General features: G+C 65.5%; 18 protein-coding genes and 1 pseudogene. 13 read left to right on the top strand and 6 right to left on the bottom strand.

Going from position 1 to position 11,472, the window contains the following annotated elements:
- Positions 1-58 precede the first annotated feature (58 nt).
- Positions 59-256 carry a hypothetical protein gene (locus JOF37_RS04200; protein ID WP_210005369.1) on the bottom strand — a complete coding sequence of 66 codons (198 nt, stop codon included), beginning with the start codon at positions 254-256 and terminating at the stop codon, positions 59-61.
- Positions 257-303: 47 nt separating this feature from the next.
- On the opposite strand from JOF37_RS04200, the gene JOF37_RS04195 reads away from it, so the two are divergent.
- Positions 304-513 (top strand): hypothetical protein, encoded by a 210-nt coding sequence (locus JOF37_RS04195; protein WP_210005366.1) that lies wholly within the window; start codon positions 304-306, stop codon positions 511-513.
- Between the two features lie 91 nt (positions 514-604).
- On the opposite strand, the gene JOF37_RS04190 is transcribed toward JOF37_RS04195, so the two are convergent.
- Positions 605-952, bottom strand: a complete 348-nt coding sequence (locus JOF37_RS04190; RefSeq protein ID WP_210005364.1) for a hypothetical protein — start codon at positions 950-952, stop codon at positions 605-607.
- 12 nt (positions 953-964) lie between these two features.
- Between JOF37_RS04190 and JOF37_RS04185 the strand changes: the two genes are divergently transcribed.
- Together JOF37_RS04185 and JOF37_RS04180 are read left to right on the top strand one after the other, a co-directional pair.
- The gene (locus tag JOF37_RS04185) at positions 965-1,141 is read left to right on the top strand and encodes a hypothetical protein (RefSeq protein ID WP_210005362.1); all 177 of its coding nucleotides are present in this window, start codon (positions 965-967) and stop codon (positions 1,139-1,141) included.
- Between the two features lie 33 nt (positions 1,142-1,174).
- Positions 1,175-1,405 carry a DUF3263 domain-containing protein gene (locus JOF37_RS04180; protein WP_210005361.1) on the top strand — a complete coding sequence of 77 codons (231 nt, stop codon included), beginning with the start codon at positions 1,175-1,177 and terminating at the stop codon, positions 1,403-1,405.
- A 398-nt stretch (positions 1,406-1,803) separates the two neighbouring features.
- Here JOF37_RS04180 and JOF37_RS04175 read toward each other — a convergent pair whose 3' ends face one another.
- Both JOF37_RS04175 and JOF37_RS04170 read right to left on the bottom strand, forming a co-directional pair.
- The gene (locus JOF37_RS04175) at positions 1,804-2,331 is read right to left on the bottom strand and encodes a hypothetical protein (protein ID WP_210005360.1); all 528 of its coding nucleotides are present in this window, start codon (positions 2,329-2,331) and stop codon (positions 1,804-1,806) included.
- Positions 2,328-2,669 carry a PadR family transcriptional regulator gene (locus JOF37_RS04170; RefSeq protein WP_210005359.1) on the bottom strand — a complete coding sequence of 114 codons (342 nt, stop codon included), beginning with the start codon at positions 2,667-2,669 and terminating at the stop codon, positions 2,328-2,330. The genes JOF37_RS04175 and JOF37_RS04170 overlap by 4 nt, the downstream gene beginning before the upstream one ends.
- A 192-nt stretch (positions 2,670-2,861) precedes the next feature.
- On the opposite strand from JOF37_RS04170, the gene JOF37_RS04165 reads away from it, so the two are divergent.
- Positions 2,862-3,716, top strand: a complete 855-nt coding sequence (locus JOF37_RS04165; RefSeq protein ID WP_245338096.1) for a LysR family transcriptional regulator — start codon at positions 2,862-2,864, stop codon at positions 3,714-3,716.
- Positions 3,717-3,812: 96 nt separating this feature from the next.
- Entirely contained in the window at positions 3,813-4,514 is a 702-nt protein-coding gene (locus JOF37_RS04160) for a type 1 glutamine amidotransferase domain-containing protein (protein WP_210005357.1), read from the top strand.
- Here the strand turns inward: JOF37_RS04160 and JOF37_RS15745 are convergent.
- Positions 4,484-4,789, bottom strand: a complete 306-nt coding sequence (locus tag JOF37_RS15745) for a GrpB family protein (protein WP_307803467.1) — start codon at positions 4,787-4,789, stop codon at positions 4,484-4,486. The genes JOF37_RS04160 and JOF37_RS15745 overlap by 31 nt on opposite strands.
- 292 nt (positions 4,790-5,081) lie before the next feature.
- Here JOF37_RS15745 and JOF37_RS04150 point away from each other — a divergent pair, with 292 nt between their 5' ends.
- A complete protein-coding gene (locus JOF37_RS04150) occupies positions 5,082-5,588 on the top strand; it encodes an NUDIX hydrolase (protein ID WP_210005355.1) in 507 nt (168 codons plus the stop codon).
- Here JOF37_RS04150 and JOF37_RS04145 read toward each other — a convergent pair.
- Positions 5,578-5,826 (bottom strand): annotated as a pseudogene (locus JOF37_RS04145) (hypothetical protein); the annotation flags it as partial. The gene JOF37_RS04150 and the pseudogene JOF37_RS04145 sit on opposite strands and share 11 nt — an antisense overlap.
- Positions 5,827-5,987: 161 nt before the next feature.
- On the opposite strand from JOF37_RS04145, the gene JOF37_RS04140 reads away from it, so the two are divergent.
- From JOF37_RS04140 to JOF37_RS04110, 7 genes are read left to right on the top strand one after another with little or no spacing between them, the layout of a single operon-like run.
- Complete coding sequence (locus JOF37_RS04140; RefSeq protein WP_210005353.1) at positions 5,988-7,352, top strand: AMP-binding protein; 1,365 nt, start codon at positions 5,988-5,990, stop codon at positions 7,350-7,352.
- Positions 7,349-7,615, top strand: a complete 267-nt coding sequence (locus JOF37_RS04135) for an acyl carrier protein (protein ID WP_210005352.1) — start codon at positions 7,349-7,351, stop codon at positions 7,613-7,615. Before JOF37_RS04140 ends, JOF37_RS04135 begins: the two co-directional genes overlap by 4 nt.
- A gap of 11 nt (positions 7,616-7,626) precedes the next feature.
- Positions 7,627-8,004: an ectoine synthase gene (locus JOF37_RS04130; RefSeq protein WP_210005349.1), complete on the top strand. Its 378-nt coding sequence runs from the start codon at positions 7,627-7,629 to the stop codon at positions 8,002-8,004.
- On the top strand, positions 8,004-9,152 hold the full coding sequence (locus tag JOF37_RS04125) for an acyl-CoA dehydrogenase family protein (protein ID WP_210005347.1): 1,149 nt from the start codon (positions 8,004-8,006) through the stop codon (positions 9,150-9,152). The genes JOF37_RS04130 and JOF37_RS04125 overlap by 1 nt, the downstream gene beginning before the upstream one ends.
- Positions 9,153-9,176: 24 nt before the next feature.
- On the top strand, positions 9,177-9,851 hold the full coding sequence (locus JOF37_RS04120; protein ID WP_210005346.1) for a transglutaminase-like domain-containing protein: 675 nt from the start codon (positions 9,177-9,179) through the stop codon (positions 9,849-9,851).
- Positions 9,848-10,774, top strand: a complete 927-nt coding sequence (locus JOF37_RS04115) for a pseudouridine-5'-phosphate glycosidase (RefSeq protein WP_210005345.1) — start codon at positions 9,848-9,850, stop codon at positions 10,772-10,774. Before JOF37_RS04120 ends, JOF37_RS04115 begins: the two co-directional genes overlap by 4 nt.
- The gene (locus JOF37_RS04110; protein ID WP_210005343.1) at positions 10,771-11,448 is read left to right on the top strand and encodes an HAD family hydrolase; all 678 of its coding nucleotides are present in this window, start codon (positions 10,771-10,773) and stop codon (positions 11,446-11,448) included. Before JOF37_RS04115 ends, JOF37_RS04110 begins: the two co-directional genes overlap by 4 nt.
- The last annotated feature ends 24 nt before the right edge of the window (positions 11,449-11,472 follow it).

The following is an 11,472-nucleotide window of genomic DNA, read 5'->3' as shown; positions in this document are numbered from 1 at the left end:
GGGTAACGCACACCGTCCGGCCTGCTCCGACCGCACTATCCGGCAAGCGCCGCGGCGCTCACGTGTCGCCGCGGAGCCGGGATCCGATAGCCGCCCACGTCATCCACATGGCGCCGGCCCCGATCGTCAGGACCGAAAACAGTGAGAAGTCGAGCAGGGACCAGATGATCCCGCCCAGGCCGACCATGATCCCAATCGGGAACCAGACGGGCGACACGCCGCGTGCACGCGATGCCCAGCTCTCGTCAGAGTCCATGCGGCAAATGCTACCCACTCCCACCCACACCGCGAGGAGCTTTCCACATGCGCACCCATTCCCGCGCCGACCACAACAAGAACGAGCTGAGGCGCTGGCTCGAGAGCGCGGTGATGGTGTGCATGATCGCGGGAGCCATCGCCACTGTCACGTATCGCCTGGGCGTGATCGAGGGCCAGCACGCGATCCTCCGCGTGGTCTGCGAGCAGATCGAACTCATCTGGGACCCCGCCGCACAGGACTGCGCAGCGCCCTGACGGGATGCTCGTCCTATCGCGCACAGATAGTTCAGCCCCCGGCTGCCTCTCCTCGAGGCGGCCGGGGGCTTTCGTCGTTCCTATCCCGGGGTCACGGTCGAGGTATGGGCGCTCCGTGTCGGGGGATGCCGCGCCGGCGTCGTCCTTCCGTGACCCATCGCTCGGCGCCGGGGAGCGCGCGCAGCGCGGTCGCGAGCGCCCGGGTCTCGGCGGCGTCGAAGTAGCCCGCCCAGATCCCGGCCGCCCGCGCGAGGATGTCGTCTCGCCCGCCCGCTGCAGCGATGAGCTCCGTGATGACGGGCGCGGCGTCGCGGGTGTACTGGTTGCGGGCGCAGATCGCGGACAGGGTCACGTCGAGCAGTGCGTCCGGGTCGAGTGGTGATCGCATGGCCGAGGAGTCCTTTCCTCCGGCCGAGAGGATGCCATCGTACGCCGACATAGGCTGTGCCGCATGGACGAGGACGACGACTTCGACATCGGCTCGGAGCCGCGCTGCGAGGTATGCGGCACCGTCATGCGCACCGTCGACGGCGGCTACCGCTGCGGCGGCTGCGGGTGGGAGATCGACATTCCGTGGATCGAGCGGCCTGCAGCCGGCGACGACCTCCCAGGTATCTGGGGCGGCTGACCGGGTGTCGGTGGCCAGGCGGAGAATCGGCCCATGCCTACCACTGCTGAATTGCTCGACTTCGAGGCTGCTCATCCGACGTGGACCGGCGAGAAGGACGAGCTCTGCGTGTCCGAGCTCGGGCTGCGGCCGGCCCGGTACTACGTGCTGTTGCACCGTGCGGTCGAGACGCGCGAGGCGCTCGAGCATGACCCAGTGACGACGCACCGCGTGCTGGACCGGATCGAACGCCGCGCGCGTGAGCGCCGCCTTCGCGCAGCTTGACCGAAAGCCGCACGTCTCACATACGTCTCACATGTCGGAGTACGTCGGCGTATTTCAGTGTCCGTCGATGTCTGTCCATCAGCGGCACAATAGCGCTGATCAGCGGGTAGATATGCGGGCGAGTGTCCCCCTCTGTCTGTCAGCGTCGAAGCGGGCGAGGTCATCAAGGGGTCGCAGGTTCAAATCCTGTCATCCCGACGGTCTGAAGCCCTGATGAGCGAGAGCTTGTCAGGGCTTCGTCGTCGTTGCAGCCGGACTGACTGCGACATCGTGAGGATGACGCCGGCGTCGACCCTCCATACCCGCCACGTCCAGCTCGCGCTCGCGCACGTTGCCACCTCGGACCTCGCGCGTTCTCGGCGTAGGTCGGCGCTGACCGGACGGCGGCGTCGGCGATGCTAAGCCCTGGCGCGACGAGGGACGAGTCGCCAGGCCCGAGCGCCCAGCAACAGCGCGAGGGCCACCATCACGCCCGGAACGACGAACCACTCCGGGCCGCTGGCCCAGCCGATTCCGACGCCCTGGTCGTCGGAGAACGCGACGACGGTCACAAAAAGGAATGTCGCCTCAGCGCTCATCGGCGCCGCGTTGTCGACCACGGCCAGCATCCCTCCCGCGAAGGTGCCGAACAAGAGCCAGTAGGCGACGAGGATCGCTCCCGCAACCACCACGCCGATCGACCAGAGCGGCCGCGGCTGCCCGCCCTCGCCGTAGCGTAGGGCAAGTGCCCGGGGCGAGCCGAGGTCCGCGAGCGCAACTCCCAAGGGCCTGGGGTCCGCATCGATCTCTTGCCGCAGGGCTCGAAGGATGTGCCTGCGTTCGGCCGCGGGCACGGCTCCCTCGAGGTGCCAGTCGAGGTGAAGCAGGTACATCGAGGTGCGCAATCCGGTCGAACGGGTCGTGGGCGTTGAAGCTGACATGGTCATTCCTCTCCGGAATTGAGGGCTGTAGCGACGGCCGTGGCCGTCTCCTCCCATTGCGACCGGGCGGCCGCGAGTGCCGTCACCCCTGCGTCGGTCAGCGAGAAGTACTTGCGAGGTGGGCCGCTCGGAGATGGCCGGGGGGTCGTGGCCACGAGAGCATCCCGTTCCAGGCGATTCAGCACGGGATAGACCAGTCCCGTGCTGACCTCGAGACCGAGCTCCGACAGGCGCTCGACAAGCTCGTAACCGTACGACTCTCGCTGGTGGATCAGCTGCAATGAGAGCAGCGGAAGCGCAGCTCGTGTGAGTTGTGCATCCTGCCGAGCCTGTATGCGTGACACACTAATAGTGAAACACAAATAGGTGTTCGGGTCGACCGAATCCTGTGCAGCGTCCCGTGAGCAGCCCGCATAGAGCCAGCGGTCGTCGCCAGATCGCTTTCTCCGGTACGCACGATGGGCTCGGGCTGGACGACAATGGGGTGTGATACATGTCCGCGCAAGACGCCGGGGAGAGCGGTGAGTCGCCCAAGCTTGGATCATCTGCGTACATTCGTCACGGTGTATCGGGCTGGTTCGGTCACCCACGCAGCGCGACTGTTGGGGATCTCCCAGGCGACTGCCTCGACGCACGTTCAGGCGCTTGAGCGGTCCCTCGGCTACGCGCTCTTTCATCGCGATCGTGATGGAGTAAGGCCTACGGGGCGGGGCATCGAGCTCGCTCGCGAGGTCGCCGGCCACGTCGACGCCATCGAGGACGCCGCACTGTTATCCGGGCCCGCGGACAGTTCTACGCGGGCGATCCGCGTCGGTGGTGCGGCGGAGATGCTCTCCGTCATGGTGATCCCACACCTATCCGAGCTCATCGATGCGGTCGCGGCGCCGATGCTGCTGGAGTTCGGACTCGCCGAGGACTTGCTCGATCGCCTCGCAGACCGGTCCCTAGACATCGTGGTGAGCGCGGTGGCCCCCCGCCGTCGCGGGATCTCAGCCGTGCCCATCTACGACGAGGAGTTCCTGCTGGTCGCGGCGCCGAGCTGGCTGGGCGCGGATCCCGAAACGGTGCCGGTGATCGCCTACGCAGACAACCTTCCGATCGTGCGACGGTACTGGCGCTCCGTTTTCAACCGTCCCCCCGAGGGATTACGGCTCGTCGCGGTCATCCCCGATTTGCGCGGCATCCGCACACTGGTCCTCACCGGTGCTGGGATGTCGGTACTGCCCGCTTACCTGGTCGCCGACGATCTCGACGCCGGCTCCTTGATCACTCTCGACGCTCCGACCGTGCTTCCACTGAACACCGTGTTCCTCGCTACCCGCGGTCGTGAAATGGAAAGCAACGCTGCACTCGGCGCCATAGCTTCTCACCTTCGCCGACTGATCCACTGATCGATCGCCATCGGTTCGCCGATACGCGAATTCGACGAACCGATGGGGGCGCCGACGCGTCACCAGCGAGGATCGGTTGGTCGAAAGGATCCCACAATGTCGAACATTTTGATGGTCGTGACCGCGGCCACCACCCTGACCCTCGCTGACGGCTCTGCCCACTCGACCGGGTATTGGGCGGAGGAGCTCGTCATCGCTCACCGCGACCTCGTGCGGGCCGGTCACACCGTCACCATCGCCACGCCCGGAGGCCGCGTGCCCACAGTCGACCCCGGTTCGCTGTCGCTCGAGATCGTCGGAGATCAGGGCAAGGTCGACAGCTTCCGTGCCTACATCAGCTCGATCGCCGTCGAACTCGAGCGTCCGCTTGCGCTGGACACCGTCACGACCACGGACTATGACGCGATTGTGATGCCCGGCGGCCACGGCCCGATGGCAGACCTCGCGTTCGACGCGAACCTAGGCGCGATCCTCACCCAGGCGAACAGCGCAGGTCTGCTGATCGCGCCTTTCTGCCACGGTCCCGCTGGTCTGCTCAGCGCCGTCAACGAGAACGGAGGTCTCGTGTTCTCGGGCCGCCGGCTCACCGTCTTCAGTGACGAGGAAGAGCTGACCGGAGGGCTGGGGAAGAACGCGCCCTGGCTGGTCGCCAGCACCCTCCGCGACGGCGGCGTGATCGTTGAGGACGCCGACCCGTGGTCGGAGCACGTCGTCCGCGACGGGAACCTCATCAGCGGCCAGAACCCGCAATCCAGCGATGCCCTCGCTCAGGCACTCATCGAGGCGCTGGCCGCGTGACGACCATAGCTGCTGCCCGGCCGTAGTCGGGCCCGGGCCGCCGCGCCACCGACAGGAGCTTCGTAGTCGTCGAAATCGCCATCACTGCTGTGACGGGCTGCGAGGCGTACCTTCAGCCGGGCATACTCGTCTCGCTCGTCATCATTGGCACGAAGCCAGTCCGGGAAGAGGAGTGCATAACGCCAGTTCACCGCGCTGATGCGTCGAGCATGCACGACAGACGCGACGCCGGCCCCGCTGCCGGTACCTCGCGGATACGAACGCGCTGGAGCGATCCCTCCGGTATGTGCTCTTTCTATGCGATCGTAATGGAGCGATATCAGAGGACCAGTGATGCGGTGCTGTCCACCGCATCACTGGTCCTCTGACGCCGTCGAGGCGCTCGTCACGCTACGCTTCGCTGACGAGACATCGGTCGTGCAGACCCGATTCGCGCTTTCCGCGCTGACTCGCGCCGCGCAGCTCCGATGGAGACTGGTGATAGCTCTCGACCGGACTATGGCCGAGCGCATGGCGGAGGCACGTGCGCTAGCCCGGCCCCGGCCGTAAGAAACCGAGGGACCCCGTATGGCGCTCATTGAGCACACGTCGCACTTCGAGAAACAGTTCACCGTGAGTGGCTACGTCCTCAGCGTGGCGGGGGACCGGGTGCTGCTCGTGCATCACCGGAAGCTTGCCAAATGGCTGCCTCCGGGTGGTCATGTCGACCCGGACGAGACGCCGCAAGCTGCCGTCGTCCGCGAGGTGTTCGAAGAGACGGGCATCCATGCGGCGGTCCGGCCGCACCCGGGCATCGACCTCGAGGTCGACGACACGAAAGAGGCACAGCTCGACCTCCCCACGAGCATGAGCTACCAGCTCATCCCCGAACGCCCGGGCGAGCCGGCGCACATCCACCTCGACATGGCGTTCGTGCTCGACGTGACGGGGGACGAGACCGTGAACTTCGCGGCCGACGAGGTCCACGGTGCCGGGTGGTTCTCGCTCGCGGACGTCATGGCGCTCGACACCTTCCCCTCGGTACGGGCGATCAGTCGTTCCCTGCTCGCCGACCCTGCCTCGGTTACCGCGTAGCGTTCGGCTCCGCTCGTTCACCCAGCCGCCGCGCGAGGTAGGGCGCCGTCCGGCTCTCCGCCTGCCGCGCCACGTCCTCCGGAGTCCCTGCCGCCACAACGCGCCCGCCCGCGTTCCCGCCGGACGGGCCGAGGGCGATGACCCAGTCGGCCGAGGCGACGGCATCCATGTCATGTTCGACGACGACCACCGTGTTGCCGGCGTCGACGAGCGCATGCAGCTGCGTGAGCAGCAGGCGATCTCGTGCCCTGAACATGTTTGTGCGCGATATGCGCACTATTCGGCGGTGCCAAGCGGCCTGCGGCCGGGTATGCGCGCTGCCTCCATGACTGTCGATTACGGTTTTCGCTCTGAGCGATGGCGCATGGTGGGGCCTCGTGGTAAAACCTACGTGCATGCATGTTAAAAAACTCGATTCTGGAGGGACGAGTGGTCACGCAACGCACGTGGGCCGATATTCGGCGCCATGGGAACGACGAACCGACTCGAGTCGCTCTCAGCGGTGAGGGCTGGCAAATCAGTTATGGCGAGTTGAGTGCACGCGCTACCTCGCAGCAGGACGGTCTCTGGCTGCACGGGTTGTCGGTGGTAACGGCAGACCGACTCGGTCAGGCAGTGATCGATGTCCTGGCAGCGCAGCAGCGCTTCCGGGCTGCGCTGATCCTCCCGGAAGCCGCCGCTGAGGAGTACCGGCGGGGCGCTCTAGACGCGATCCGCGCTGCGGGCGGGGACGACCCGCTTCTTGCGTCGCTGCGGGGCGGCATTCTCACGACTACTTCCGGCTCGACGGGTGCGCCAAAGGTCGTCGTTCACGACCCCGCGGGCATCGATCGGTTCATCGAGTGGGCGCGGGAGCGTCTTGGGATCGGCAGCGAGACAGTCACGCTGAGCCTGAGCCCGGTGAACTTCGATGTCGCATTGCTGGATGTCTGGGCCGTGCTTTCTGCGGGCGGTCGCGTGCATTTCGCCAGCTCTAGGCACCTGACGGATGGGCAAGCGCTCGGGCGCATCATCGATCGTGAAGGAGTGACGATGGTGCAGTCCGTGCCTGCGCTGCTGACCCTCATCGCCGGAACCGGGGCGGTTCACCACGGCGTGAACGTTGTCGTGTCCACAGGCGACTTCTTCCCGGTGCCGAACCTGCGACAACTCGAGACGGCCTTTCCCGATGCCGAGCGCCTCAGCGTCTACGGCTCGACCGAAACCAACGACACATTCGTCTGCGATCTCTCACGCGCGGCTAACGGCGAACTAGGCAGTGCGCTTCCCGGCGTCGAGTATTCGTTGGAGGGCGGTGAGCTCGTCGTCCACTCGCCGTATCAAGCTCTCGGGTACGTCAACATGACTGCCGCGGTATGGGTCAAGCGGTCAGGCCGGCGATGGTTTCGCACCGGTGACGGCGCGGAACTGACGGACGACGGTGGTGTGCGGCTGCGCGGGCGCATCGACAGGGTGCGGAAGGTCCGGGGACACCGAGTCAGTCTCGATGACATCGAAGCATCGCTCCGATCCCATCCCGATGTGACAGACGCGCTCGCGATCGACGCTGGAGACGTCGAGACGCGGGTAGAGGCGATCGTTCGAACGCTGCCTGGCCACACGACCACCTCCCTCGCGCTCCGCTCGTGGCTTGGAGAGCGACTCCCCACTGCGGCGATCCCCTCCCGCATCTGGCTGACAGCTTCCCCTTTCCAGCAGACCCCCACAGGCAAGACCGACCGGCGCGCTACGCACCAGTCGCTGACCGAAAAGGAAGCACGTTGACGACCTCGACTATCCAGGAAATCACCAGGTACATCGTCGGGTTCCACGCCCCGGATCTGGCCGGCGAGGGCATCCCCACCGACTATGACCTGATCACCAACGGGGTGATCGACAGCCTCGCGATGCTCGAGGTCGTTGAGTGGGTGCAGCAGAGATGGGCGATATCAATCCTCGACAGCGAGATCTCGCAGGCGGACTTCCGAACGATCGGCGCCATCGCGGACTTCATCGCACGTGCCGGGGCACCGGCAAACCCGAGCTGAAAGGAGCACAAATGTTCACTCGATCCCGTTCCGACGTCGAGGCCGTCAACTGGGGCAATGGAACCAGCGAACGCTTGCTGACGCTGTCGGACTCGCTGGGCTTCACCGTCGCGCACACCATCGTTCGAGCAGGCACGCGGTCCGCCTTGCAGTACCGGAACCACCTTGAAGCTTGCTACTGCATCGCAGGTCGTGGGGTGGTCGAGTCGGAGGACGGGACACGACGATTCGAGATCATCCCCGGGACGCTCTACGCGCTTGATGAGCACGACCGGCATTTCCTGATCGCCAGCGACGAGGCGGACCTGGAACTCGTGAGCATCTTCAACCCTCCGCTGAGCGGGCACGAGCGCCACGTGCTCGACGCCGCGGGGTTTTCGAGCTACTGATGAGCCAAACAACCGCAGGATCAGCCGCATCGCCGTCGGGTCTGCGCGAACGGATCTGCGCGACGGCGGCACTCAACGATGGATATCTCGAGCGCGATCAATCGGGGGTCTTTTCCCGGGAAGCATGGGGTGCGTTGGCCGGAACTGGTTTCTTCGCCATGCCAGTGCCGACGGAGTACGGCGGTTTCGGATTCTCACTCGTGGACACGTTGGACATCGCGGAGCATCTGGGACGAATCAGCCATGATGCGGGGCTGAACTTCAGTGCTGCGACCCATCTGGCCAGCACAACCGTTCCCCTCGTGCGGTTTGGTCACCCCGAGGTGCAGGAGAGGTATCTCCCCTCGGCAGCTGACGGGGTTCTGATCGGCAGCCATGCGGTCACCGAAGTGGGTGCTGGCTCAGACGCACTCTCGATGACCAGTACCGGGAGATTCGAGGGCGATGAGATCGTGCTGACCGGCCAAAAGACGTTCATCACCAACGGTCCTGTCGCGGACCTCACGGTCGTCTACGTGCGCACAGAGGCGGAGGCGGGGCCTCTGAGCCTCTCGGCCGTGCTCGTGCCACGAGAAACTCCGGGTGCATCGTTCAGCGCGCCGCTGGAGAAGAACACGCTGCGCACATCACCAATCGGAACGCTCACATTGCACGACTGCCGCGTGCCGAGGACTCATCTGCTTGGAGGCCGAGGTATGGGCTTCCTCATCCTCGATTACGTCATGAGCCGGGAGATCCTGTTGGCCTTCACCATGAACGTAGGCGAGATGCAGCGCCGGTTGCGGAGCACGGTTGACCATGTCCGCCAACGGCAGCAATTCGGCCAGCCGCTTAGCAGCTTCCAGGGAGTCCAGGACGCGATCGTCGAGATGCACCTGAGCATCGAGACAGCCCGCTTTGCGCTGCAGGCAGCGGCCGCTGAGATTGAAAAGGGTCGACGTGCGACCGCGGCAGTCGCAACCGCCAAGATCATCGCCAGCCGCGCGAATCTCTCCACTGCGCAGCAGGCGATTGAACTGCACGGCGGAGCTGGCGTGCTGACGAGTACCGGCATCGAGTCCGGGTTGCGCGACGCAATCGGCGGTCCGATCTACTCGGGCAGCAACGCCATCCAACGGCAGAAGATTGCCCGAAGCCTCGGGCTCTGACCAGACCACCTAGGAGAGGCCCAGATGACAAAGTTCAGCAGCACAACGGCAGCGACTTACCACCTCGATGCCGACAGCGACCGAGTCCAGCACTTCGTGGACGAGAACGTCACCGACCGGGGTGCGTCCCCTCGGGATCTGGCGATCCAGCTGCACGACGCGGTCCGTGACCGGATCCGGTACGAGGTGTACGACGCAGACCTCAGCAAGGAGGGCACGAGGGCATCCGCGATCCTCAATCGGGGGCAAGGCTTCTGCGTGCACAAGTCGATCGTCTATGCCGCCGCCTGCCGCGCAGTGGGTATCCCGACCCGTCTGGTTTATGGCGATGTCCGCAACCACCTCGCATCAGCTCGGCTGCTCGACATCATGGGCGGCGATGTGTTCACTTACCACGCACTGGTCGCCGTGAACTTGGATGGACGGTGGATTCGGGTAACTCCTGTCTTCAACAAGCTGCTGTGCAAGCTTTATGGCATCCAGCCGCTGGAGTTCGACGGCATCAACGACAGCTATTACCACCCGTACGACCTGCGGGGTCGCCGGCACATGGAGTTCATCCAGTGGCGTGGGGAGTACGACGACTTCCCCTGGCAGACCGTCACCGTAGGGATCGCGGAGAACCATCCGCGCCTGGTGGAAGCGGGTCGCCGCACCACCGCCGGATCCCTTCTCGAAGAAGCAGGAGTCAACGCGTGAATCTCGTCATCAGCCCGGAGGTCGGTGAAGCCATTGGAGGGGGCAGGCCCGTTGTCGGTCTCGAGTCGTCGAACATCGTGGGCGGCTCGTATCCCGCGAATGTGTTGCTGGCCGAGGAACTCGACGCGACGATCCGCGACCACGGCGCCATCCCCGCGCGGGTTGCCGCCCTGGATGGGCAGGTCCACGTCGGCCTCGACAAGGCACTGCTGGACCGGCTCGCACGAGATCCGAGCGGCGCGAAGGTCAGCAACAGAGGATTGGCCGTTGCGCTTCAGCGCATGCAGGCGGCCGGCACCACGGTGTCAGCCAGCCTCATCGGGGCCGCGGCGGCCGGACTCCGCGTCTTTGCCGTTGCTGGCATCGGAGGTGTGCATCGAGGCGCGGAGACGTCGTTTGACATCTCCACCGATCTCACGCAGTTCGCCGAGACACCGATCGCCGTCGTCTGCGCGGGCGCGAAGTCCCTGCTCGACCCGCGGCTGACGCTGGAATACCTCGAGACTCGGGGAGTTCCGGTGATCGGCTACAAGAGCGACGACTTCCCCGGCTACCTCACGGTATCGAGCGGAGAACCCGTGCCCCATCGGAGCGACGACCTGCGCGAGATCGCCGAGATCGTTCACCGCCATTGGGCGGACGTTGCGCGAACCTCCGTGCTCATCACCACACCGATACCGACCGAAGCAGCACTGGACTCGGCACTTCTGGACGACCTCATCCGCGAAGCGCTCGACACAGCACAGGCGCAGGGCGCCACCGGTGCAGACCTGACCCCGTTCGTACTTGGAGCTGTCGCCGAAGCCACGGAAGGACGCTCGACCGAAGTGAACCGCGCTGTACTCCTTTCCACCGTGGCACTGGCAGCGGACTACGCCGTCACTGAGGCCGACGTTTTCGACCGGTCGCGGCTCAACGCATGAACAGCGCAGCACTCTTCGACCTGGACGGCACGGTCATGGACACCCCAGCGGCAATCGTCGCGAGCCTCACCGAGATGATCACCCCCTACGGGGTCGCTCACCCGGAGCCGGTGCTCCGCGCGCAGATCGGACGCCCACTGGACAGCATCGTGGACACCCTGCTGCCCGAGGCGACGGTCGTGGACCGCGACGAAGCGAAGCAGCGATTCCGCGTTTCGTTCAGCGCGCAGACGCTGCCCGACGCCCGACACCTAATCCATCCGGGAGTGTCAGAACTGCTCGAGCACCTCCGGGGCAACGGTGTCGCCATCGCGATCGTCACCAGCAAGATCACTCCGAGCGCAATCGAACTGCTCCTGGCAGCGGGAATCCGGGAAGCCTTCGACACCATAGTCGGCCATGACCAAGTGCAGTACGGCAAGCCACATCCGGATCTGGCTCTTCTGGCTGCGGCCAGGCTCGATGTCGCTCCGGCGTTCTGCGTCGTCATCGGCGACTCCACCGATGACATCCGAATGGGCATCGTCGCTGGAATGCCCACCGTCGGCGTCGCGTGGGGCGTCAGCGAAGCCGCCGCCCTCACGGACGCTGGCGCCAACCTCGTCGCAGCGGACCTCAACTCCCTGACGGCGGAACTCGACCGCATGCTGCTGAAGACGGGAACGTCCGCATGACGACAAGGAACCAAGTAAGGGCCA

The sequence above is a fragment of the Microbacterium imperiale genome (assembly GCF_017876655.1).
Lineage (GTDB): Bacteria > Actinomycetota > Actinomycetes > Actinomycetales > Microbacteriaceae > Microbacterium > Microbacterium imperiale.
The sequence above is the reverse complement of the archived record's forward strand: the minus strand, read 5'-3'. Positions and strand labels throughout refer to the sequence as shown.

What these genes read in the sequence shown, in the direction of transcription:
- JOF37_RS04160 (WP_210005357.1), top strand. Translation starts at nt 3,813, where the DNA reads ATGTCGAACATTTTGATGGTCGTGACCGCGGCCACCACCCTGACCCTC.
- JOF37_RS04195 (WP_210005366.1), top strand. Translation starts at nt 304, where the DNA reads ATGCGCACCCATTCCCGCGCCGACCACAACAAGAACGAGCTGAGGCGC.
- JOF37_RS04110 (WP_210005343.1), top strand. Translation starts at nt 10,771, where the DNA reads ATGAACAGCGCAGCACTCTTCGACCTGGACGGCACGGTCATGGACACC.
- JOF37_RS04180 (WP_210005361.1), top strand. Translation starts at nt 1,175, where the DNA reads ATGCCTACCACTGCTGAATTGCTCGACTTCGAGGCTGCTCATCCGACG.
- JOF37_RS04140 (WP_210005353.1), top strand. Translation starts at nt 5,988, where the DNA reads ATGTTAAAAAACTCGATTCTGGAGGGACGAGTGGTCACGCAACGCACG.
- JOF37_RS04130 (WP_210005349.1), top strand. Translation starts at nt 7,627, where the DNA reads ATGTTCACTCGATCCCGTTCCGACGTCGAGGCCGTCAACTGGGGCAAT.
- JOF37_RS04185 (WP_210005362.1), top strand. Translation starts at nt 965, where the DNA reads ATGGACGAGGACGACGACTTCGACATCGGCTCGGAGCCGCGCTGCGAG.
- JOF37_RS04150 (WP_210005355.1), top strand. Translation starts at nt 5,082, where the DNA reads ATGGCGCTCATTGAGCACACGTCGCACTTCGAGAAACAGTTCACCGTG.
- JOF37_RS04190 (WP_210005364.1), bottom strand. Translation starts at nt 952, where the DNA reads ATGTCGGCGTACGATGGCATCCTCTCGGCCGGAGGAAAGGACTCCTCG.
- JOF37_RS04120 (WP_210005346.1), top strand. Translation starts at nt 9,177, where the DNA reads ATGACAAAGTTCAGCAGCACAACGGCAGCGACTTACCACCTCGATGCC.
- JOF37_RS04175 (WP_210005360.1), bottom strand. Translation starts at nt 2,331, where the DNA reads ATGACCATGTCAGCTTCAACGCCCACGACCCGTTCGACCGGATTGCGC.
- JOF37_RS04200 (WP_210005369.1), bottom strand. Translation starts at nt 256, where the DNA reads ATGGACTCTGACGAGAGCTGGGCATCGCGTGCACGCGGCGTGTCGCCC.
- JOF37_RS04125 (WP_210005347.1), top strand. Translation starts at nt 8,004, where the DNA reads ATGAGCCAAACAACCGCAGGATCAGCCGCATCGCCGTCGGGTCTGCGC.